The following is a 21,187-nucleotide window of genomic DNA, read 5'->3' on the forward strand; positions in this document are numbered from 1 at the left end:
CTGTCAGTTTTCAGTGGTGCTGGAAGAGGGGGCGTTGAGTAATGCAGCGGCCGCCTCGGGCAGGCCGAGGCCCGCCAGTTTGGCGCGTTGCAAAACGGTCCAATAATATCGGTAGCTGGCGCGGTCGTGCAAGCGGCCATTTTGCGCAATCGGTCCCCAGTTGGCGCGCAGCGCTTCATTCAGGATGTTGCTGGCCTCGTTGACTTCGGACAGACGCGGCGTGAAGGCCTTGATGATGGGCTTGATCTGGTCCGGGTGGATGCTCCACATGCGCGTGTAGCCGAACTCGGCCGTAGCGCGCTGGGCGTCGTTCGCCACCACGGCCGAATCGCGCACATCGGTCGTCACGTTATGCGACGGCACCTTGCCGTGCGCATGGCAGGCGGCCGCCACTTCGAGCTTGGCGCGCACCACCAGCGGGTGCGTGAACTGGCCCGGCGTGCGCATGGCGGCGGCGGGAATGGCGCCGTAGTGGGCCGAGACGAAATCCATGATGCCGAAGGACAGGCATTCGACCTGGGGCAGGGCGGCGATCGCATAGGCGTCGCGCAGCGCGCCATGCGTTTCGATCAGGATATGCACGGGCAGGTTGTCGCGGCCGGCGCGGCGCGCGTGCAGGTTGATCAGGTCGATGGCCAGCATGGCGTCCTGCACGCCGCCCACCTTGGGCACGGCGATGTAGGCCAGGCGCGATGCGGCACTGCAGATGATTTCCACGTCGCGCGCGAAAAACGCGCTGTCGACGTCGTGCACGCGCACGCCGATGCGGTTGAACTGGTTGTCGTCGCTGGCCAGCAGGCCGGCGATCATCAGGGCGTGGGATTCTTCATTGCCGGCGCTGGCGCCGTCTTCGCAGTCGAACGTGATGTCGAACAGGGGGCCAAGCTCTTGTTGCAAAGCAATCGATTTACGCATCAGCTTTTCGGAGCCGGCGTAGTGGTCGCAAGCGGCGAGCAACAGCGGCTGGCGTTTGCCTTGGAATAAAACCTCGGAAGGGTGCATGCTTAAGGCATTTCTGCAGGTAAAAACTACTTGAGAAAACAGCCGCGCCGCGAATCTCGCGGAGCGGCCTTCTTTGGCGGGCGGCGCATTGCCGCGCCGCCAAAACTGGACTTAGGCCAGCAGGTGTTTCACGCCTTCGCGCTCTTCGGTCAGTTCCTTCAGGGTCAGGTTGATGCGCTCTTGCGAGAATGCATCGATTTCCAGACCTTGAACGATGGTGTACTCACCGTTGTCGGTGGTAACCGGGAAGCCGAACACGGTGCCTTCAGGGATGCCGTACGAACCATCGGAAGGCACGCCCATGGTGGTCCACTTGCCGTTGGTGCCCAGCATCCAGTCATGGATGTGGTCGATGGCGGCGTTCGCTGCCGACGCTGCCGACGACAGGCCGCGCGCTTCGATGATGGCCGCGCCGCGCTTGCCGACGGTCGGCAGGAACACGTTGGCGTTCCATTCCTGATCGTTGATCAGATCCTTGACAGCCTTGCCGTTGACGGTGGCGAAGCGGTAGTCGGCGTACATGGTTGGCGAGTGGTTGCCCCACACGGTCAGCTTCTCGATGTCTTTTACGGCGGTGCCGGTCTTGGCAGCGACTTGCGACAGCGCGCGGTTGTGGTCCAGGCGCAGCATGGCGGTGAAGTTTTTCGCCGGCAGCGATGGTGCCGATTTCATGGCGATGTAGGCGTTGGTGTTGGCAGGGTTGCCGACCACCAGCACTTTGACATTGCGCGAAGCGACGGCGTCGAGCGCCTTGCCTTGCACCGTGAAGATCTGGGCATTCGCTTCCAGCAGGTCCTTGCGTTCCATGCCTGGGCCGCGTGGACGCGCGCCAACCAGGACGGCCACGTCGACATCCTTGAATGCGGTCAGCGGGTCGGAGTGGGCGGTCATTTCCGTCAGCAGCGGGAAGGCGCAGTCGTCGATTTCCATCATCACGCCCTTGAGCGCCTTCTGGGCTTTTTCGTCCGGGATTTCAAGCAGTTGCAAGATGACAGGCTGGTCTTTGCCGAGCATGTCGCCATTGGCGATGCGGAACAACAGGGCGTAGCCGATCTGGCCGGCGGCGCCGGTCACTGCAACACGCATTGGGGTTTTAGCCATGATGAATCTCCAAAAATGGGAAAGAAAACGGGCTTGAAGCTGGGCTTACGCTTATCCGGAAAAACTATAATGATACCAAAACCGGCCCGCGCCACCGAATTGCTGGTGTACGCCGCCGTCACGCTTGTGCTGCACGAGGCCAGAGTGGCTGGCCGACAACATAAAACGCTGGCTCACAAGTTTTATCGAAGGCAGTGTAGGCCTCCGATCCCTATCTGTCAATCATATCTTATGTCTTATATAAGACAGATAACTGCGTGTGTTTTACTGGACGCGGGCGGTGATTTGTGTTGAAATGTCGGACTATGAATTCCGCCTCGTCCAATCTGACCAACAATGCCACTGCTGCAAGCGGGGCGGTCAGTCCGACCGCGGGCACCCCGGCCACGCCCGTTGCCGCCGCGGTCAGCACCGCCGCCCCCGTCGCCAGCGTGAATACCACTGCCGCGCCTGCCGCGAATGCTTCGCCCACCTTCAGTCCCCTGTATCAGCAGATCAAGGCGCTCATCACGCAAAGCCTGCAATCGGGCGAATGGAAGCCGGGCGAGCTGATTCCCAGCGAAGTCGAGCTGGCGGGGCGCTTCAAGGTCAGCCAGGGCACGGTGCGCAAGGCCATCGATGAGCTGGCTGCCGAGAACCTCGTCATGCGCCGCCAGGGCAAGGGCACCTTCGTGTCCACCCATCATGAGGCGCGCGCGCATTTCCGCTTCCTGCGCCTGGTGCCGGACGAAGGCGTGCCGCATTACCCCGAAAGCAAATTCATCGAAGTCAAGCGCGTGCGCGCGCCGGCCGACGTGGCGCGCCTGATGGATCTGAAGTCCGGCGACGCCGTCATCTTCATCAAGCGCGTGCAGTATTTCGACGGCGTGCCGACCATCGTCGAGGAGCTGTGGCTGCCCGGCCTGATCTTCAAGGGCCTGACGGCCGAGCGCCTGGTGGAATACAAGGGCCCCATGTACGGCCTGTTCGAGACGGAGTTCGGCACGCGCATGATACGCGCGTCCGAGCAGATCCGCGCCGTGTGCGCCGACGCGGGCGCCGCGCAACTGTTGAATATCGACCTCGGCACGCCCTTGCTCAGTTCCGAGCGCGTGTCGTTTACCTACGGCGACAAGCCCGTCGAACTGCGCCGGGGCTTATACCTGACCAGTCGCCATCATTATCAGAATGAACTCAGCTGAAGCGGCGGGGTGCCCATCGGTGCCCGGACAAGCGGCAAGGCTGAAGTGCATCGCTTGCAAGATGCCTGCCGCAAGGCGGGCAACGGAGACAACGGAAAGCGCAGCGACAGCATGGCCCGCCCCGGCGGGCCGTGTTTTGCCGGCGATTCTGTAATTAAATTACGTGAACTACGGAAAGTAGCGCGGTATTTTGTAGTAAAAAACCATTTTGGTTATATGTAACAATAGATATTGGTATGGGTTGCGAAAATCGGCGAAAATCGCGGCTTCAATATTTAGTTGAAATTCAAAGGGGAGGTTTTTGTTATGTCTGAAGCCGTAAGAGAAGTACCAAAAAGAACGGCCGCAATTCCGTAACATTCATGTTACCGAGTTGTCGAACTACCGCATGGCTGTCGGCGCCATCGTCTCGATCCTGCATCGTATCAGCGGTTTCATCATTTTCGCCTTGCTGCCATGCATCTTGTACATGCTGGAACTGAGCCTGCGTTCCGAAATGTCCTACGCCTACTTCCAGGGCATCGCCTCGCACTGGTTCGTCAAGCTGATCACCCTGGGTCTGGTCTGGGCCTTCCTGCACCACTTCTGCGCCGGTATCCGCCACCTGTTCATGGATGTGCACGTTGCCATCGAAAAAGATTCGGCACGCAAGACCGCGTCGTCCGTGCTGGTCGTGAGCCTGGTGTTGACGGCCTTGGTCGCTTTGAAACTGTTTGGAGTATTTTAAACATGGCAGACAATAATATCGGACCGAAACGCCTCGTCGTCGGTGCCCATTACGGCTTGCGCGACTGGCTGGCGCAACGCGTCACCGCCATCGTCATGGTGGCTTATGTGGCCATCCTGCTTATTTCTTTCCTGACCGGCAGCAACTTCAGCTATGAAGGCTGGGCCGGTCTGTTCGCACAGCAGTGGTTTAAATTGTTCAGCCTGGTGACCTTCGTCGCCCTGTTCTACCACGCATGGGTCGGCGTACGCGACATCTGGATGGACTACGTGAAAAGCGCTGGCCTCCGTCTGACCCTGCAAATTGCCACCATGCTGTGGTTGATCGCTTGTGCCGGCTGGACGGTACAGATACTCTGGAGTGTGTAATCGTGGCAGCATATAAATCTGCAATCCCTACCCGCCGCTTTGACGCGGTCATCGTTGGCGCCGGCGGTTCCGGCATGCGCGCGTCGTTGCAGCTGGCTGAAGCCGGCCTGAACGTCGCAGTTCTGTCGAAAGTCTTCCCGACCCGCTCGCACACCGTGGCAGCGCAGGGCGGCATCGGCGCGTCGCTCGGCAACATGGCTGAAGACAACTGGTTCTGGCACATGTTCGACACCGTCAAGGGCGGCGACTATCTGGGCGACCAGGATGCCATCGAATTCATGTGCCGCGAAGCACCGAAAGTCGTGTACGAACTGGAACACTTCGGCATGCCGTTCGACCGCAACCCTGACGGCACCATCTATCAGCGTCCGTTCGGCGGCCACACGGCACACTTTGGCGAAAAGCCGGTGCAGCGCGCCTGCGCGGCAGCCGACCGTACCGGTCACGCCCTGTTGCACACCCTGTACCAGCGCAACGTGCGCGCCCGTACGCACTTCTTCGTCGAATGGATGGCACTCGACCTGATCCGTGACGCCGAAGGCGACGTGATCGGTGTTGTTGCGCTGGAAATGGAAACCGGCGAATGCATGATCCTGGAAGCAAAGACGACGGTCATGGCAACGGGCGGCGCAGGCCGCATCTTCGCTGCGTCGACCAACGCCTTCATCAACACGGGCGACGGCATGGGCATGGCGGCACGCGCCGGCCTGCCGCTGCAGGACATGGAATTCTGGCAGTTCCACCCGACCGGCGTGGCCGGCGCGGGCGTATTGATCACCGAAGGCGTGCGCGGCGAAGGCGGCATCCTGATCAATAGCGAAGGCGAACGCTTCATGGAGCGCTATGCGCCGACCCTGAAGGATCTGGCGCCGCGCGACTTCGTTTCGCGTTCGATGGACCAGGAAATCAAGGAAGGCCGCGGCTGCGGTCCGAACAAGGACCACGTGATGCTGGACCTGCGCCATATCGGCGCCGACACCATCGCCAAGCGCCTGCCGTCGATCCTGGAAATCGGCCACAAGTTCGCCAACGTCGACGCCACCAAGGAACCGATTCCTGTCGTGCCGACGATTCACTACCAGATGGGCGGCATCCCGACGAACATCCACGGCCAGGTCGTCACCCCGACCGGTCCGGACAATTCGGCCAAGGTCGTCAACGGCCTGTACGCGATCGGCGAATGCGCCTGCGTTTCCGTGCACGGCGCCAACCGCCTGGGCACGAACTCGCTGCTCGACCTGGTGGTCTTCGGCCGCGCGGCCGGCAACCACATCGTCAACAGCGGCCTGAAAGCCAAGGAAAACAAGCCTTTGCCAGCCGATGCTGCCGATTTCGCCATGGGCCGTCTGCAGCGCCTGGAAAACTCGACCGGCACGGAAACCGTGCAGGGCGTGGCGAACGACATCCGCGCAACGATGCAGAAGTACTGCGGCGTGTTCCGTACCGACGAGATGCTGAGCAAGGGCGTCGAAGAAATCATGAAGCTCGACGAGCGCCGCAAGCACGTCTCCTTCAAGGATAAATCGATGGTCTTCAACACGGCCCGCGTGGAAGCGCTGGAGCTGGACAACCTGATCGAGACGGCGAAAGCGACCATCGTTTCGGCAGCGGCCCGCAAGGAATCGCGCGGCGCGCACGCCCAGGACGACCATCCGCAACGCGACGACGAGAACTGGATGAAGCACACTCTGTGGTATTCGGAAGGCAACCGACTGGAATACAAGCCGGTCGTGACCAAGCCGCTGACGGTTGATACCTTCAAACCGAAACCACGTACTTTCTAAGGCTATACCATGGCACGCACTCTCAAATTCAAAATCTACCGCTACGATCCTGACCAGGATGCCAAGCCGTACATGCAAGACCTGACGGTCGAACTGAAAGACACCGACAAGATGCTGCTCGACGCACTGCAGCGCATCAAGGCGGACGTCGATGACTCGCTGGCCCTGCGCCGCTCGTGCCGCGAAGGCGTGTGCGGTTCGGACGCGATGAACATCAACGGCAAGAACGGCCTGGCATGCACCACCAACCTGAACGAACTGTCGGAGCCTATCGTGCTGCGTCCGTTGCCAGGCTTGCCGGTCATCCGCGACCTGATCGTCGACATGACGCAATTCTTCAAGCAGTACGATTCGATCAAGCCGTTCCTGATCAACGATTCGATCCCGCCTGAAAAAGAACGCCTGCAGTCGCCGGAACAGCGCGAAGAACTCGATGGCCTGTACGAGTGCATCCTGTGCGCATGCTGCTCCACGTCGTGCCCGTCGTTCTGGTGGAATCCGGACAAGTTCGTCGGCCCGGCCGGCCTGCTGCAAGCCTACCGTTTCATCGCCGATTCGCGCGACGAAGCCACCGGTGCGCGTCTGGACAACCTGGAAGACCCGTACCGCCTGTTCCGCTGCCATTCGATCATGAACTGCGTCGACGTCTGCCCGAAAGGCTTGAACCCGAACAAGGCGATCGGCAAGATCAAGGAATTGATGGTCCGCCGCGCGATCTGATCCTCCTGATCGCGTCCGCCGGGCGCCGTTTGCCGGAAGAGGGTATCCTCTCTTGCCTGCAGGCGGCGCCTGCAAAGCAGCACCGTGCCGCAAGGCACACGTAAAGTGGTAAACCAAATGACAGAATCAATTTTGTCCTCGCATCAGGCCGACCCGGCCAACCGCGCCCGCCTGCGCTGGCGTTCACGCCGTGGCCTGCTGGAAAACGACATTATCCTGACCCGTTTTCTCGATGCGTATGAAACCGAATTGACCGATGAAGAAGTTGACGCGCTGACGCGTTTGCTGGATTTGTCGGACAATGCGTTAATGGATCTGGTACTGGCCCGTAAAGAGCCGGAAGGCGAAGTCGATCTGCCGCACGTGCGCGCACTGCTGCAACGACTGCGCATTGCCTAGACGCCTGGGCGATATATTGCAAACGGTGCGAGTGGCGCGCTGTAGCACTGCCGAATGCGGTGCGAATTGCAGCCAGAATTTTTGATTTTAATTTCGACTCACTCCCGAGAAGGAAGAGCCCATGAATATCTCTGACACAAAAGCTACCCTGTCGTTCTCCGATGGCAGCCCATCGCTTGAATTTCCAATCTACAAAGGCACGGTTGGCCCGGACGTCATCGACATCCGCAAACTGTACGCCGGTAGCGGCAAGTTCACCTACGACCCAGGCTTTATGTCGACGGCCGCCTGCAACTCGTCGATCACCTACATCGACGGCGACAAGGGCGAGCTGCTGTACCGTGGTTACCCGATCGAACAGTTGGCCGTCAACGCCGACTTCATGGAATCGTGCTACCTGCTGCTGAACGGCGAACTGCCGAACGCGGCGCAGAAAGCCAAGTTCGTCGACACCGTCACCAAGCACACGATGGTGCACGAACAGATGCAATTCTTCTTCCGTGGCTTCCGCCGCGACGCGCATCCGATGTCGGTCCTGGTGGGCACCGTCGGCGCGCTGGCATCGTTCTACCATGACTCGCTGGACATCAACGACCCGCGTCACCGCGAAGTGTCGGCCATCCGCCTGATCGCCAAGATGCCAACCCTGGTCGCCATGACCTACAAGTACTCGGTCGGCCAGCCGTTCGTGTACCCGCGCAACGACCTGTCGTACAGCGCCAACTTCATGCACATGATGTTCGCCAACCCGTGCGAAGAGTACAAGGTCAACGACGTGCTGGTGCGCGCCCTGGACCGCATCCTGATCCTGCATGCGGACCACGAGCAAAACGCATCGACGTCGACCGTCCGTCTGGCCGGTTCGTCGGGCGCCAACCCGTTCGCCTGTATCGCTGCCGGTATCGCCTGCCTGTGGGGCCCTGCCCACGGCGGCGCCAACGAAGCGGCACTCAACATGCTGAAGGAAATCGGCACCGTCGAGAACATCCCTGCCTTCATCGCGCAAGTCAAGGACAAGAACTCGGGCGTCAAGCTGATGGGCTTTGGCCACCGCGTGTACAAGAACTTCGATCCACGCGCCAAGCTGATGCGTGAAACCTGCTACGAAGTGCTGCAAGAACTGGGTCTGCAAGACGATCCGCTGTTCAAGCTGGCGATGGAACTGGAAAAGATTGCACTGAACGACGAATACTTCGTGTCGCGCAAACTGTACCCGAACGTCGACTTCTACTCGGGCATCGTGCAATCGGCGCTGGGCATCCCTGTGTCGCTGTTCACCGGTATCTTCGCTATGGCCCGTACGATCGGCTGGATCGCCCAGTGGAACGAAATGATCGCCGACCCGGAGCAAAAGATCGGCCGTCCGCGCCAGCTGTTCGTCGGTTCGACCACGCGTGAAGTACTGCCACTGGACAAGCGTTAATCCAGAGCGGTATCGAGCAAACAAAAAAACGGGCTTCGGCCCGTTTTTTTATGCGCGCGGAAGAGGCATGACTCAGTCGAGCGCCGCCAGCAGCGACCGCAGGCAAACGCTGCCGCCTTCGAGTTGCAGGCTGGCGCCTTCGTGAATGTGCGGCATGACGATGCAGCGCGGCGCATTGTGCTTGAGGATGCCGCCCCAGTGGGCGACCTTGGCGCCGGCCTGGCGGCGGATCGCCTCGACCGTGGCGCCGCTGGCCAGGATGCGGGCTTGCGGAAAGGCTTGCCGCAGCACGCCCAGGCCGAAGTACGCTTGCGGTTCGGCCGCGCTGATATAGATGGTGGTCAGGCGCTTGCCGCTGGCGGCGATGGTGTGCGCTAACTGCGCCGCATCGTCGCGCAGGAACTGGGCATTGACGAGGATGGCGTCGGCCACGCCGCTCAGCAGCAGCGAAGTGGACGGCGCGCGGCCCAGCACATCCAGCTGGAAGGTTTCCAGCGTGCGTACGGGGCGGGCGGCGCGTGCAAACATATTATTCTTTCTGCATTAGATGCTCATGTCGCATATTATCCTTTCGACCAGGCGCGACAAATAGGGTAGATTGCAATACTTAGTTGCATGGATCGGATGAATCAAGGGAGTACGCATGGACCGCATCACCGCCGCACAAGTATTCGTCGCCATCGCCGAGCGTGGCAGCATGGTGGCCGCCAGCGAGGCGCTCGACATGTCGCGCGCCATGGTGACGCGCTACCTGGCCGAGATGGAGCAGTGGGCGGGGGCGCGTCTGCTGCATCGCACCACGCGCCGTTTGAGCCTGACGGATGCGGGCGAGGCCACCCTGGCGCGCTGCCGGCAGATGCTGGACGTGGCCGGCGCCATGGCTGTCACCTCGCCCGAAGGCCTCGACACGCCGCATGGCTTGCTGCGCATCACCTGTTCGCAATCCTTGGCGCAGACGGCGCTCGCTGGCGCAGTGACCGCTTACCTGCGGCGCTACCCGCGCGCCGCCGTCGACCTGCAGATGGAGAACCGCGCCGTCAACCTGGTGGAACAGCGCATCGACCTGGCGATCCGCATCACGAACGCGCTCGAACCGAACCTGATCGCGCGCCAGCTGGCCAGCTGCGCCTCGGTGGTGTGCGCCGCACCATCGTACCTGGCGGCGCACGGCACGCCGCGCCGGGCGCAAGACCTGGCCCTGCACAACTGCCTGACCTATACGTATTTCGGCAAGAGCCTGTGGCAGTTTACGCACGACGGGGAAGCGCTCACTGTCCCCGTCAGCGGCCGCCTGTCGGCGAATGAGTCGCTGGTCCTGCTGGTGGCCACGGTGGCGGGGGCGGGCATCGCCATGCAGCCGCGCTATTCGGCCGCGCCGCTGATCGCCAGCGGGCAACTGGTGGAGCTGCTGCCCGCCTACCAGCCGCAGGACATGGGCATCTACGGCGTGTATACCTCGCGCCAGCACATGTCGCCCCTGCTGCGCACCATGCTCGACTTCCTGGTGGAGTGGTTTGCCGGCGATGCCGATTGGCTGGCCGCCATCGCGGCAGCGCCGGTGCCGGGCAGACCAGTCGGGCGCAGGCGGCACGCCGGCCGGGACAGGGAAGTACCGTAAGCGCAACAGTAAAAGGCCGGCAAGCCCGGGAAAACCAACAACACAGCTTACATTTGCTTGCCAAATAAAATCAACATGCAGTTGTTGCGTTACAATACCGCGTGCTATTCTAAATGACGGTATGCAGAATGCTGGTGCAATAAAAAAGCCCTTCCCCACAACTTGATGTGCAATCCGCTAACCGGTCAGGCCGTGTCGCGGAAGGTTAGATTAACCCGCTAATTCCTCGCGAAGCGCGAAGAAAGGTGAGCAATATATGCAGCAATTAACGACCAACTCCTACCTGTTCGGTGGGAATGCTCCGTACGTGGAAGACCTGTACGAGGCGTATCTGAACAATCCAGGCTCGGTCCCCGATAACTGGCGTTCCTACTTCGACGCCATGCAGCACGTGCCTGCCGTCGACGGCACCAACAAGCCTGACGTGGCGCATGCCTCCGTCGTCGCCTCGTTCGCCGAGCGCGCAAAAGCAGGTCCGATCCGCACAGTGACCGCTTCCTTCGATGCTGAAATGGGCCGCAAGCGCGTCGCCGCCACGCAGCTGATCGCCGCTTACCGCTACCTCGGTTCGCACTGGGCCAACCTGGATCCGCTGCAACGCCAGGAACGTCCGATGATCCCTGAGCTCGAGCCGAGCTTCTACGGTTTCACCGACGCGGACATGGACACCGTGTTCAACATCAGCAATACCTATTTTGGCCCCGAGACCGCCACCCTGCGCGATCTGCTGAACTATCTGCGCGATACCTACACGCGTTCGATCGGCGCCGAATTCATGTACATCTCCGATCCGGCCGAAAAGCGCTGGCTGCAGGAGAAACTGGAATCGATCCGCTCCACCCCGAATTTCACCCCAGAGAAAAAATCCACATCCTCGACCGCCTGACCGCGGCGGAAGGCCTGGAACGCTATCTGCACACCCGCTACGTGGGCCAGAAGCGCTTCTCCTGGAAGGCGGCGAAACCTTCATCGCCTCGATGGATGAAACCATCCAGCGCGCCGGCGAAAAAGGCGTGCAGGAAATCGTCATCGGCATGGCTCACCGCGGCCGCCTGAACGTGCTGGTGAACACCCTGGGCAAGGCGCCGCAGGAGCTGTTCGAAGAATTCGAAGGCAAGCATGGCGACGACCTGCCTGCCGGCGACGTGAAATACCATCAAGGCTTCTCGTCGGACATCTCCACCGCAGGCGGCCCGGTCCACCTGTCGCTGGCGTTCAACCCGTCGCACCTGGAAATCGTCAACCCTGTGGTTGAAGGTTCCGTCAAGGCCCGCATGGATCGCCGCGGCGACGTGCACGGCGCGCAAGTGCTGCCTATCCTGGTGCACGGCGATGCCGCTTTCGCCGGCCAGGGCGTGGTCATGGAAACGCTGAATCTGGCGCAGACCCGCGGCTACGGCACGGGCGGCACGGTGCATATCGTGATCAACAACCAGATCGGTTTCACCACCTCGGATCCGCGCGACTCGCGCTCGACCCTGTACTGCTCGGACGTCGTCAAGATGATCGAAGCACCGGTCCTGCACATCAACGCCGATGATCCGGAAGCCGTGGTCCTGGCGACGCAGATCGCGCTCGACTACCGCATGGAATTCAAGAAGGACATCGTCCTCGACATCATCTGCTACCGCAAGCTGGGCCACAACGAGCAGGATACGCCAGCACTGACGCAGCCGCTGATGTACAAGCGCATCGGCCAGCACCCAGGCACCCGCAAGCTGTACGCGGACAAGCTGGTGGCGCAAGGCGTGATCCCTGCCGATGGCGGCGACAAGATGGTGGCCGCGTTCCGCGACGCCATGGACGCCGGCAAGCACACCGTCGATCCGGTCATCTCGAACTTCAAGAACAAGTACGCCGTCGACTGGCTGCCGTTCCTGAACAAGAAATGGACCGATTCGGCCGACACGGCCGTGCCGATGACGGAACTGAAGCGCCTGGCCGCGCGCATCACCACCGTGCCGGAACAGTTCAAGGTCCACTCGCTGGTGGAAAAAGTCCTGGGCGACCGCGCCACCATGGGCCGTGGCGAAATGAACCTGGACTGGGGCATGGGCGAACATCTGGCCTACGCTTCGCTGGTATCGTCCGGCTACGCCATCCGCCTGACGGGCCAGGATGCGGGCCGCGGCACCTTCGTGCACCGCCACGCCGTGCTGCATGACCAGAACCGCGAGCGCTGGGATGCGGGTACCTACATTCCGCTGCAAAACGTGTCGGACAACCAGGCGCCGTTCACCGTCATCGACTCGGTGCTGTCCGAAGAAGCCGTACTGGCCTTCGAATACGGCTACTCGACCGCTGAACCGAACACCCTGACGATCTGGGAAGCCCAGTTCGGCGACTTCGCCAACGGCGCGCAAGTGGTGATCGACCAATTCATCAGCTCCGGCGAAGTGAAGTGGGGCCGCGCTTCGGGCCTGGTGATGATGCTGCCGCACGGTTACGAAGGCCAGGGTCCTGAGCACTCGTCCGCGCGTCCAGAGCGTTTCCTGCAGCTGTGCGCAGACAACAACATGCAAGTGGTGCAGCCGACGACGGCTTCGCAGATCTTCCATTTGCTGCGCCGCCAGATGGTGCGCCAGTTCCGCAAGCCGCTGGTCATCCTGACGCCGAAGTCGCTGTTGCGCAACAAGGATGCCGGTTCGCCGCTGACCGATCTGGCCAAGGGCGGTTTCCAGACCGTCATCGGCGAAGTCGACGACAAAATCGACGCCAAGAAAGTCAAGCGCGTGGTCGCCTGCTCGGGCAAGGTGTATTACGACCTGGTCAACGCACGCAAGACCCGCGGCCAGACCGATACGGCCATCGTGCGCCTGGAACAGCTGTATCCGTTCCCGCACAAGTCGTTCGCTGCCGAACTGAAGAAGTTCCCGAACCTGGTCGAAGTCGTCTGGGCGCAGGACGAGCCACAAAACCAGGGCGCCTGGTTCCAGATCCAGCACAACATCTTCGAAGGCCTGGAATCGGGTCAGCGTCTGGCCTACGCCGGCCGTCCTGCCTCGGCGTCGCCTGCTGTCGGTTACTATGACAAGCACTACGCCCAGCAAAAAGATCTGCTGGAAACGGCATTCTCGAAGCTGAAGGGTTTTATCCTGACCAAGTAAGTGGCAGGATAGCGGGTGCCATGCGTATGCATGGCACCTGTTCGCATACATCGTGACGGAGCGCCGCCCTTGCTACGTAGGGGCGGCGCCGCAATAACAAAATAAACGGAGTTTTACATGGCACAAATCGAAGTCAAAGTTCCCCAGTTGTCGGAATCGGTTGCGGAAGCGACCCTGCTGGCATGGCACAAGAAAGTCGGCGAAGCAGTCGCGCGCGACGAAAACATGATCGACATCGAAACCGATAAAGTGGTGCTGGAACTGCCGGCGCCGGCCGCCGGCGTGATCGTGCAGATCATCAAGGATAACGGCGCCACCGTCGTTGCCGGCGAAGTCATCGCCATCATCGATACCGACGGTTCGGCCAAGGTCAGCCCGATGGAAGTGTCGGCCGTGCCTGCGCCAGCCCTGGCTGCCGCCGCGCAAGACACCGCCAGCGCTTCGGCGCCAGCTGCTGCGACCAAGGGCGATGTCGCCATGCCTGCCGCCGCCAAGATCCTGTCCGAAAAAGGCCTGTCCGCCGGCGACGTCGCCGGTTCGGGCAAAGACGGCCGCGTGACCAAGGGCGACGCCCTGGCCGCTTCCGCCAAGCCAGCTGTCGCGCCGCTGGCGCCAGCCGCTGCCAAGCCAGCGCTGCAGCAAGTTGCCACGCCGTCGGCCGCCAGCCTGGGCGACCGCCCGGAAGAGCGCGTACCGATGAGCCGCCTGCGCGCGCGTATCGCCGAGCGCCTGCTGCAATCGCAATCGACGAACGCCATCCTGACCACGTTCAATGAAGTGAACATGCAGCCGGTCATCGACCTGCGCAACAAGTACAAGGACAAGTTCGAGAAAGAGCACGGCGTCAAGCTGGGCTTCATGTCCTTCTTCGTCAAGGCCGCCGTCGCCGCCCTGAAAAAGTACCCGATCATCAATGCCTCCGTTGACGGCAACGACATCGTCTACCACGGCTACTTCGACATCGGCATCGCCGTCGGTTCGCCGCGCGGCCTGGTCGTGCCGATCATCCGCAACGCGGACCAGCTGTCGATCGCCGACATCGAGAAAAAATCGGTGAATTCGGCGCGAAAGCCAAGGAAGGCAAGCTGACCCTGGACGACCTGACGGGCGGCACGTTCTCGATCTCGAACGGCGGCACCTTCGGCTCCATGCTGTCGACCCCGATCATCAACCCGCCGCAATCGGCCATCCTGGGCGTGCATGCGACCAAGGACCGCGCCGTTGTCGAAAACGGCCAGATCGTGGTGCGTCCGATGAACTACCTGGCCATGTCCTACGACCACCGCATCATCGACGGCCGCGAAGCCGTCCTGGGCCTGGTGGCGATGAAAGAAGCGCTGGAAGATCCTGCACGCCTGCTGCTGGACCTGTAAGCACCGTAGTCCCCGGCGTAGCCGCCGGGGCAATGTAGCTGATACCCCTTGCCAGAAGACGCAGCTGGCTGATCTCAATGAAAGAGGATTCCCATGAACGTCTCTGAAGAAATCAAGCGTCTGCACGAGTTGCACCTGGCGGGCGCCCTGAGCGACGCGGAATTCGCGCAAGCGAAAGCCAAGCTCCTGAGCAATATCAACCTGGACAAGCCGGACGGCACGTCCGGCGCCGCTGCCGGCTCCGGCCCGTCGAACGACCTGGTGCAGGAATTCAACCGCCTGCGCCGTTCGCGCAACGACCGCTGGCTGGGCGGCGTCTGCGGCGGCCTGGGCCGCGCTTCCGGCATGGAAGCGTGGATCTGGCGCCTCGTCTTCGTCCTGTTTACATTAACCTTCGGCTTCGGCGTGGTGATTTACCTTCTATTGTGGATTTTCGTACCAGACGAAGAGATTGGAATAACAAAACATGAGTACTAAACAATTTGACGTAGTTGTCATCGGCGCGGGCCCTGGCGGCTACATCGCCGCCATCCGCGCAGCGCAGCTGGGCTTTTCCGTCGCTTGCGTCGACGAGTGGTCGAACGCCAAGGGCGGCGCCGCGCCTGGCGGTACCTGCACCAACGTCGGCTGCATCCCGTCGAAAGCGCTGCTGCAATCGTCCGAGCATTTCGAACACGCGGGCCACAGCTTCGCCGAGCACGGCATCGACGTCGCCGGCCTGAAGCTGAACCTGGGCCAGATGCTCAAGCGCAAGGACACCGTCGTCAAGCAAAACAACGACGGCATCCTGTATCTGTTCAAGAAGAACAAGATCGCCTTCTTCCACGGCCGCGCCGCTTTCGCCGCCGCCGCCGCTGGCACGTACGAGATCAGCGTGACGGGCGAAGCCAACGAAACCCTGAGCGCCAAGCACGTGGTCATCGCCACGGGCTCGAACGCGCGCGAACTGCCGGGCGCACCATTCGACGAGAAACTGATCCTGTCGAACACGGGCGCACTGGCCATCGACGCCGTACCCGCCAAGCTGGGCGTCATCGGTGCCGGCGTGATCGGCCTGGAAATGGGCAGCGTCTGGCGCCGCCTGGGTTCCGACGTCACCGTGCTGGAAGGCCTGCCGGTCTTCCTGGGCGCCGTCGACGAGCAGATCGCCAAGGAAGCGTCCAAGCTGTTCACCAAGCAAGGCTTGAAGATCAACCTCGGCTGCAAGATCGGTGCGATCACGCCAGGCAAGAAAGACGTCACCGTGGAATTCGTGGACGCCAAGGGCGAAGCGCAAAAAGCCGTGTTCGACAAGCTGATCATCTCGATCGGCCGCACGCCGAACACGAACGGCCTGGGTGCCGACAAGGTCGGCCTGCAGCTGGACGAGCGCGGCTTCATCGCCGTCGACGGCGACTGCAAGACCAACCTGCCGAACGTCTGGGCAGTGGGCGACGTCGTGCGCGGCCCGATGCTGGCGCACAAGGCCGAAGAAGAAGGCGTTGCCGTGGCCGAGCGTATCGCCGGCCAGCATGGCCACACCAACTTCAACACGATTCCTTGGGTGATCTACACCTCGCCGGAAATCGCGTGGGTCGGCAAGACCGAGCAAACCCTGAAGGCCGAAGGCATCGCCTACAAGGCCGGCACCTTCCCGTTCATGGCCAACGGCCGTGCGCGCGCGCTGGGCGACACCTCGGGCATGGTGAAATTCCTGGCCGATGCGACGACCGATGAAATCCTCGGCGTGCACATCGTCGGCCCGATGGCGTCCGAACTGATTTCCGAAGCCGTCGTGGCGATGGAATTCAAGGCCTCGGCCGAAGACATCGCGCGCATCTGCCACGCTCACCCATCGCTGTCCGAAGCGACCAAGGAAGCGGCACTGGCGGTTGACAAGCGTACCTTGAACTTTTAATTGTAGTTAGTCCAGCAGGGGCGCTCGCGGATTTTTCCGCCGGCGCCCCTGTGCGTTAAAGCGAATCCCATGAACGTAGAAGAGTTTTACCAGCACGCGTTGCAGAAGCGTGATTTCAAGGCCGATGCCGCCCAGCGGCGCGCGGTCGACCGCCTGCAGCTGTGCTATGACGAGTGGGTGGCCTACAAGGGCCAGCGCTCGAGTACCTTCAAGCGCCTGCTGAACCGTCCCGCCGTGCCGAAAGGCGTGTACATGTGGGGTGGGGTGGGGCGCGGCAAATCGTTCCTGATGGATAGTTTTTACTCGGTCGTGCCCCTGGTGCGCAAGACGCGATTGCACTTCCACGAATTCATGCGCGGCGTGCACCAGCAGCTCGACGAATTGAAGGGCGTGGCCGACCCGCTCGACGAGGTGGCCAAGCGCATCGCCAAGAAATACCGCCTCATCTGTTTCGATGAATTCCACGTCTCCGACATCGCCGACGCGATGATCCTGTACAACCTGCTGTCGGCCCTGTTCGCCAATGGCGTGTCCTTCATCATGACCTCGAATTACGACCCCGACCTGCTGTATCCGGACGGCCTGCACCGCGACCGCATGCTGCCGACCATCGCGCTGCTGAAGGACAAGCTCGACGTGATGAACGTCGACGCGGGCGTCGATTACCGCGGCCGCGCGCTGGAACAGGTGGAAAGCTACTATACCCCGCTGGGTGCGGACACGGACCGGGCCCTGCGCGACGCCTACACGCGCATCGCCGAGACGGCCGACGAAGACGCGCGCATCCGCATCGAGAGCCGCGAAATCCACTGCCTGCGCCGCGCCGGCGGCATCATCTGGTTCGATTTCGCCACCCTGTGCGGCGGCCCCCGCTCGCAAAATGATTACCTGGAAATCGCCAGCCGCTTCCATACGGTGATATTGTCCGGCATACCGGCCATGTCGGCGGCGCAGTCGTCCGAGGCGCGCCGCTTTACGTGGCTGATCGACGTGTTTTACGACCAGAAGGTGAAGCTGATCATGTCGGCCGAAGTGGCGCCGGACCAGCTGTACACGAACGGCATGCTGGCCAACGAGTTTCACCGTACCGTTTCGCGTATCATCGAGATGCAATCGCGCGAATACATGGAAAAAGAACAGCGCGGCGCGGCCGACGCGATCGTTTGAGGCAGGGATAAGGAACATGATGGCAAATACACTATACAAGCTGGGTGCGGCGCTGGGCCTGGTCCTGGCGTTGTCCGCCTGCGCGCACCAGGGGCCGCGGCGTTGGATGAGGTCGGCGCACCGCAGGTGCCCGCCACCTTGTCCGTGGAAGAGGCGGACGCCAAGCTGAAGCAGTCGGCCAGCGAGCGCGAAGCGGCGGAAAACGAGTTTGCCGCGCGCGAAGTCGAGTGCTACAACAAGTTTTTCGTGAATAATTGTCTCGACAAGGCCAAGGAAAAGCGCCGCCTGATCCTCGTGCGCCTGCGCGCCATCGACGCGGAAGCGAATTATTTCAAGCGCGCCGAGTCCGTGCGCCTGCGCGATATCGACCTGGCCAGGACGCAGGAAAGCGCGCGCCTCGACGCCGAGCAGCGGGCCGCGGCCGTGCCCAAGCCCGTAAAAGTGGTCACGCCCGATCCTGCTCCGCCCAAGCCGCAAGGCAAGAGCGTTGCCGAGCGCGAGGCTGAGCAAGCGGCGAAGGTGGCGAAACAAGCCGCCGACGATGCGGCCGGGGCGCCGCGCCGCGCCGCCCGCGAAGCAGCCTATGCGAAAAAACAGGCTGACGCCGTGGCGCGCCAGAAACGCGTGGCGCAACGCCTGGCCGAGCGCCAGGCCGAAGCGCAGGCCAAGGCCGCCAAGGCGGCCGCCGCTGCCGGCACGCCGGCTGCTGCCGTGCCGGTGCCGCCGGTCAAATAAGACCGCCGCGTTAGGGCATGCCGGAAATGGCGTGCCCTAACGCGCGCGGCAGGTTAAACTATGCACTATGGCTGCCTGCGTACGCTGCGCGCGCCGGTTTAGCAACATTGTTACCAACACTGCCTGGAACGCAACACATGAGCGATGCACAGCAAATAGAGCGGCGCCTGATTGAACTCAACGTGGAACACCGTGACCTCGATGCCGTCATCGAGTTGCTGATACTCGATGGTCACCATGACGAGCTGCAGCTGCGCCGCCTGAAAAAGCGCAAATTGCAATTGAAGGATCACATCACCTTGCTGAAAATGCAGTTGGTGCCCGACGTTCCCGCCTGAGGGGCGCCAGTAGCGTCCAGTCCAGCCTTCACCTAAGTATATTTTGACCGATCACAATTTATTGCCAGTTAACCCGGATGGGCAGCCTGCCGATCCGCAAGCCAGTCTGCCAGCCGAACCGCAGGCGGCGCCTGGCAAGCACGATGCCGACATCGAGCGCCTGTTTGGCGCCGGCGGCCCGCTCGGTCCGGCCGTGGGCAGCTACAAGCCGCGCCGTTCGCAAACGGACATGGCCAAGGCCATCGCCAGCGCCATCGACAGCCAGACGACCCTGATCGCCGAGGCGGGCACGGGCACCGGCAAGACCTTCGCCTACCTGGTGCCGGCGCTGATGTGGGGCGGCAAGACTATTGTTTCCACCGGCACGAAGAACTTGCAGGATCAATTGTTCCTGCGCGATATCCCCACCGTGCGTGCCGCGCTGCAGGCGCCCGTCTCCGTCGCCCTGCTGAAGGGCCGCTCGAACTACGTCTGCCATTACCACTTGGAACGCACGCTGCAGAACGGGCGCATGACCTCGCGCGACGACGTGGGCCATCTGCGCGAAATCTCGCGTTTCATCAAGATGACCAGCTCGGGCGACAAGGCCGAGCTGACCAAGGTGCCGGAAAACGCCATGATCTGGAACCTGGTGACGTCCACGCGCGACACCTGCATGGGCGCCGAATGCCAGTATTACCAGGATTGCTTCGTCATGAAGGCGCGCAAGGAAGCGCAGCAGGCCGACGTGGTGGTGGTCAACCACCATTTGTTCTTTGCCGACGTGGCCCTGAAGGACACGGGCGTGGCGGAATTGCTGCCTTCGGCCAATACCATCATCTTCGACGAGGCGCACCAGCTGCCCGACACGGCGACCTTATTCTTCGGTAACACGGTGTCGACCTCGCAAATCCTGGAACTGTGCCGCGACGTGCTGGCCGAGGGCCTCGCGCATGCGCGCGGCATCGACTGGGCGAAGACCGTCACGGTGGTGGAAAAGGCGGCGCGCGACCTGCGGTTGACGTTCCCGCAGGATATCGTGCGCCTGTCCTTGCCGCAGATCGCCCCGTCCAGCGATTTCTTTCCCGCGCTCGACACCCTCAAGGATGAGCTTGACGGCATGGTGGCCGTGCTGGAAACCCAGGCGGAACGGGCGGAGACGCTGGAGCAGTGCAGGGTGCGCGGCGTCGAGCTGGCGCAGCAGCTGAGCGGCTGGAAGTTCGACCCGAAGGCGAAAGTGGCGGCCGGCGAAGAAGCCGTGTTCTGGGTGGAAGCGTTTTCCAGCTCTTTGCAGTTACATAAAACACCATTGTCGATCGCGCCGATCTTCAACAACCAGCGCGAAGGCACGCCGCGCAGCTGGATATTCACGTCGGCCACCCTGGCCGTGAAGAACGATTTCAAGCATTTTTCCGAACAGATGGGCTTGACGGGCGAACCGTCGCATACGTGGCCGAGCCCGTTCGACTATGGCCAGCAGGGCTTGCTGTTCGTGCCGCAAAACCTGCCGCAGCCGAACGCGCTCGGCTACACGGACGCCGTCATCGACTGCGCCCTGCCCATCATCGAGGCGGCGGGCGGGCGCACCTTCTTCCTGTGCACCACCTTGCGCGCCGTCAAACGCGCGGCCGAGCGCCTGGCCGACGAATTCAAGCAGCGTGGCCTGAACTTCCCCTGTTCGTGCAGGGAGAAAGGGGCCGCACGGAATTGCTGGACCAGTTCCGCGCCGCCGGCAATGGCGTGCTGATCGGCAGCCAGAGCTTCTGGGAAGGCGTCGACGTGCGCGGCGATGCGCTGTCGCTCGTGATCATCGACAAGCTGCCGTTCGCGCCGCCCGACGATCCGGTGCTGGCGGCGCGCATCGAAGTGATGGAAAAGCAGGGCAAGAACGGCTTCATGCACCACTCGCTGCCGGAAGCCATCATCAACCTGAAGCAGGGCGCGGGCCGCTTGATCCGCGACGAGGGCGACCGGGGCGTGCTGATGATCTGCGATCCGCGCCTCATTTCCAAGCCATACGGCAAGCGCATCTGGCAAAGCCTGCCGCCGTTCAAGCGCACGCGCGACACCGCCGAAGTGGTGGAGTTCTTCCGCAACCTGCCCGCCAAGGACGCTTAGGTCCTGCCTGCCGGCGCCATCCGCGCGCCGGCATATTTCCCTTTGTTATCAAGCTCATGGCATTTACTACGCGCTGCAGGCCTGCGCGCCGGGCATGCCGGAAAGCGGCGCGATCATGCCAGTTTCTGGTTTTTTTCCCATGTCCAGGAC

17 protein-coding genes and 3 pseudogenes are annotated in these 21,187 nt (G+C 62.0%); 17 read left to right on the top strand and 3 right to left on the bottom strand.

Features of this window, described 5'->3' with window-relative positions:
• Positions 1 to 3: 3 nt before the first annotated feature.
• Positions 4 to 1,002 carry an HpcH/HpaI aldolase/citrate lyase family protein gene (locus ACRHIG_RS11560; protein WP_489630243.1) on the bottom strand — a complete coding sequence of 333 codons (999 nt, stop codon included), beginning with the start codon at positions 1,000 to 1,002 and terminating at the stop codon, positions 4 to 6.
• 111 nt (positions 1,003 to 1,113) lie between these two features.
• The gene (locus ACRHIG_RS11565; RefSeq protein ID WP_070219190.1) at positions 1,114 to 2,103 is read right to left on the bottom strand and encodes a malate dehydrogenase; all 990 of its coding nucleotides are present in this window, start codon (positions 2,101 to 2,103) and stop codon (positions 1,114 to 1,116) included.
• A gap of 305 nt (positions 2,104 to 2,408) precedes the next feature.
• Between ACRHIG_RS11565 and ACRHIG_RS11570 the strand changes: the two genes are divergently transcribed.
• From ACRHIG_RS11570 to gltA, 8 genes are all read left to right on the top strand, one after another.
• On the top strand, positions 2,409 to 3,284 hold the full coding sequence (locus ACRHIG_RS11570; protein ID WP_475415486.1) for a GntR family transcriptional regulator: 876 nt from the start codon (positions 2,409 to 2,411) through the stop codon (positions 3,282 to 3,284).
• A gap of 9 nt (positions 3,285 to 3,293) precedes the next feature.
• Positions 3,294 to 3,506 (top strand): hypothetical protein, encoded by a 213-nt coding sequence (locus ACRHIG_RS11575; protein WP_489630244.1) that lies wholly within the window; start codon positions 3,294 to 3,296, stop codon positions 3,504 to 3,506.
• A 166-nt stretch (positions 3,507 to 3,672) separates the two neighbouring features.
• Positions 3,673 to 4,011 (top strand): succinate dehydrogenase, cytochrome b556 subunit, encoded by a 339-nt coding sequence (sdhC, locus tag ACRHIG_RS11580; RefSeq protein WP_489630245.1) that lies wholly within the window; start codon positions 3,673 to 3,675, stop codon positions 4,009 to 4,011.
• A gap of 2 nt (positions 4,012 to 4,013) precedes the next feature.
• Positions 4,014 to 4,379, top strand: coding sequence for a succinate dehydrogenase, hydrophobic membrane anchor protein (gene sdhD / locus ACRHIG_RS11585; RefSeq protein WP_034752078.1), 366 nt, complete (start codon positions 4,014 to 4,016; stop codon positions 4,377 to 4,379).
• A 2-nt stretch (positions 4,380 to 4,381) separates the two neighbouring features.
• Positions 4,382 to 6,163, top strand: a complete 1,782-nt coding sequence (gene sdhA / locus ACRHIG_RS11590) for a succinate dehydrogenase flavoprotein subunit (protein ID WP_086146040.1) — start codon at positions 4,382 to 4,384, stop codon at positions 6,161 to 6,163.
• A gap of 9 nt (positions 6,164 to 6,172) precedes the next feature.
• Entirely contained in the window at positions 6,173 to 6,883 is a 711-nt protein-coding gene (locus ACRHIG_RS11595) for a succinate dehydrogenase iron-sulfur subunit (protein WP_034752075.1), read from the top strand.
• A gap of 117 nt (positions 6,884 to 7,000) precedes the next feature.
• Positions 7,001 to 7,282, top strand: a complete 282-nt coding sequence (locus tag ACRHIG_RS11600; RefSeq protein ID WP_034752073.1) for an FAD assembly factor SdhE — start codon at positions 7,001 to 7,003, stop codon at positions 7,280 to 7,282.
• Positions 7,283 to 7,403: 121 nt separating this feature from the next.
• Positions 7,404 to 8,705 (top strand): citrate synthase, encoded by a 1,302-nt coding sequence (gltA, locus tag ACRHIG_RS11605; protein WP_034752071.1) that lies wholly within the window; start codon positions 7,404 to 7,406, stop codon positions 8,703 to 8,705.
• Positions 8,706 to 8,777: 72 nt separating this feature from the next.
• On the opposite strand, the gene ACRHIG_RS11610 is transcribed toward gltA, so the two are convergent.
• On the bottom strand, positions 8,778 to 9,233 hold the full coding sequence (locus tag ACRHIG_RS11610; RefSeq protein WP_489630246.1) for an MBL fold metallo-hydrolase: 456 nt from the start codon (positions 9,231 to 9,233) through the stop codon (positions 8,778 to 8,780).
• Positions 9,234 to 9,348: 115 nt separating this feature from the next.
• On the opposite strand from ACRHIG_RS11610, the gene ACRHIG_RS11615 reads away from it, so the two are divergent.
• The 9 genes and pseudogenes from ACRHIG_RS11615 to yoaA all read left to right on the top strand — a co-directional run bounded on the left by ACRHIG_RS11615 (position 9,349) and on the right by yoaA (position 21,037).
• A complete protein-coding gene (locus tag ACRHIG_RS11615) occupies positions 9,349 to 10,323 on the top strand; it encodes a LysR family transcriptional regulator (protein ID WP_489630247.1) in 975 nt (324 codons plus the stop codon).
• Between the two features lie 256 nt (positions 10,324 to 10,579).
• Positions 10,580 to 13,430: pseudogene (locus ACRHIG_RS11620) on the top strand (2-oxoglutarate dehydrogenase E1 component).
• A gap of 117 nt (positions 13,431 to 13,547) precedes the next feature.
• Positions 13,548 to 14,803: pseudogene (gene odhB / locus ACRHIG_RS11625) on the top strand (2-oxoglutarate dehydrogenase complex dihydrolipoyllysine-residue succinyltransferase).
• A 93-nt stretch (positions 14,804 to 14,896) separates the two neighbouring features.
• On the top strand, positions 14,897 to 15,280 hold the full coding sequence (locus ACRHIG_RS11630) for a PspC domain-containing protein (RefSeq protein WP_475415482.1): 384 nt from the start codon (positions 14,897 to 14,899) through the stop codon (positions 15,278 to 15,280).
• Complete coding sequence (gene lpdA, locus ACRHIG_RS11635; RefSeq protein ID WP_099400301.1) at positions 15,270 to 16,700, top strand: dihydrolipoyl dehydrogenase; 1,431 nt, start codon at positions 15,270 to 15,272, stop codon at positions 16,698 to 16,700. Before ACRHIG_RS11630 ends, lpdA begins: the two co-directional genes overlap by 11 nt.
• Positions 16,701 to 16,769: 69 nt before the next feature.
• Complete coding sequence (zapE, locus tag ACRHIG_RS11640; protein WP_489630248.1) at positions 16,770 to 17,867, top strand: cell division protein ZapE; 1,098 nt, start codon at positions 16,770 to 16,772, stop codon at positions 17,865 to 17,867.
• Positions 17,868 to 17,969: 102 nt separating this feature from the next.
• The gene (locus tag ACRHIG_RS11645; RefSeq protein ID WP_489630249.1) at positions 17,970 to 18,602 is read left to right on the top strand and encodes a hypothetical protein; all 633 of its coding nucleotides are present in this window, start codon (positions 17,970 to 17,972) and stop codon (positions 18,600 to 18,602) included.
• 137 nt (positions 18,603 to 18,739) lie between these two features.
• Positions 18,740 to 18,940 (top strand): YdcH family protein, encoded by a 201-nt coding sequence (locus ACRHIG_RS11650; protein WP_034752051.1) that lies wholly within the window; start codon positions 18,740 to 18,742, stop codon positions 18,938 to 18,940.
• Between the two features lie 61 nt (positions 18,941 to 19,001).
• Positions 19,002 to 21,037: pseudogene (gene yoaA, locus ACRHIG_RS11655) on the top strand (DNA repair helicase YoaA).
• Positions 21,038 to 21,187: the final 150 nt, after the last annotated feature.

The sequence above is a fragment of the Janthinobacterium sp. C22 genome (genome assembly GCF_057919405.1).

Excerpts from the sequence above, each read along its gene's own strand:
- ACRHIG_RS11595 (WP_034752075.1), top strand. The coding sequence starts at position 6,173 with ATGGCACGCACTCTCAAATTCAAAATCTACCGCTACGATCCTGACCAG.
- ACRHIG_RS11630 (WP_475415482.1), top strand. The coding sequence starts at position 14,897 with ATGAACGTCTCTGAAGAAATCAAGCGTCTGCACGAGTTGCACCTGGCG.
- ACRHIG_RS11600 (WP_034752073.1), top strand. The coding sequence starts at position 7,001 with ATGACAGAATCAATTTTGTCCTCGCATCAGGCCGACCCGGCCAACCGC.
- gltA (WP_034752071.1), top strand. The coding sequence starts at position 7,404 with ATGAATATCTCTGACACAAAAGCTACCCTGTCGTTCTCCGATGGCAGC.
- ACRHIG_RS11560 (WP_489630243.1), bottom strand. The coding sequence starts at position 1,002 with ATGCACCCTTCCGAGGTTTTATTCCAAGGCAAACGCCAGCCGCTGTTG.
- ACRHIG_RS11565 (WP_070219190.1), bottom strand. The coding sequence starts at position 2,103 with ATGGCTAAAACCCCAATGCGTGTTGCAGTGACCGGCGCCGCCGGCCAG.
- ACRHIG_RS11615 (WP_489630247.1), top strand. The coding sequence starts at position 9,349 with ATGGACCGCATCACCGCCGCACAAGTATTCGTCGCCATCGCCGAGCGT.
- sdhD (WP_034752078.1), top strand. The coding sequence starts at position 4,014 with ATGGCAGACAATAATATCGGACCGAAACGCCTCGTCGTCGGTGCCCAT.
- zapE (WP_489630248.1), top strand. The coding sequence starts at position 16,770 with ATGAACGTAGAAGAGTTTTACCAGCACGCGTTGCAGAAGCGTGATTTC.
- sdhC (WP_489630245.1), top strand. The coding sequence starts at position 3,673 with ATGGCTGTCGGCGCCATCGTCTCGATCCTGCATCGTATCAGCGGTTTC.
- ACRHIG_RS11610 (WP_489630246.1), bottom strand. The coding sequence starts at position 9,233 with ATGTTTGCACGCGCCGCCCGCCCCGTACGCACGCTGGAAACCTTCCAG.
- ACRHIG_RS11650 (WP_034752051.1), top strand. The coding sequence starts at position 18,740 with ATGAGCGATGCACAGCAAATAGAGCGGCGCCTGATTGAACTCAACGTG.
- lpdA (WP_099400301.1), top strand. The coding sequence starts at position 15,270 with ATGAGTACTAAACAATTTGACGTAGTTGTCATCGGCGCGGGCCCTGGC.
- ACRHIG_RS11570 (WP_475415486.1), top strand. The coding sequence starts at position 2,409 with ATGAATTCCGCCTCGTCCAATCTGACCAACAATGCCACTGCTGCAAGC.